Source organism: Peribacillus sp. P4_C12 (assembly GCF_056402095.1).
Window position 1 is genome coordinate 1 of record NZ_JBFUIB010001217.1, and the last position, 516, is coordinate 516.

A 516-nucleotide genomic window follows, 5' to 3' on the forward strand; every position below is an offset into this window, starting at 1 on the left:
GTTAACGAACTGACCGATTATTTAATCGGGAGAAATCCGAACGACATTGAGGACATTTGGCAAACGCTTTATCGAGGGGGATTTTACCGGGGAGGCCCTATTTTAATGAGTGCCATTTCTGGCATTGAGCAGGCATTATGGGACATTAAAGGAAAATACTTTAACATTCCTGTATACCAAATGCTCGGGGGCAAAGCACGTGAAAAAATTAAAGTGTACTCGTGGGTCGGCGGCGATCGTCCAGTGGATGTTGTTGCTGCCGCAAAAGAAAAACAGAACGAGGGCTTTCTCGCTGTCAAAATGAACGCTTCAGAAGAGATGAACTACATAGACAGCTTTTCGAAAGTAGAAGCGGTCATTGAACGCGTAGCGTCAATTCGGGAAGCGGTAGGGAAAGACTTTGGCATTGGTGTAGATTTTCACGGGAGGATTCATAAAACGATGTCAAAAACGATCGTGAAAGAACTCGAACCATACCGCCCAATGTTCATTGAAGAGCCGGTGCTGCCAGAAAAT

At 45.2% G+C, this 516-nt stretch carries 1 protein-coding gene; it reads left to right on the top strand.

Features of this window, described 5'->3' with window-relative positions; all coding sequences use genetic code 11:
* Positions 1–516, top strand: a 516-nt coding sequence (locus AC1DUW_RS32210) for an enolase C-terminal domain-like protein (protein ID WP_477644637.1), incomplete at both ends; no start/stop codon positions are given.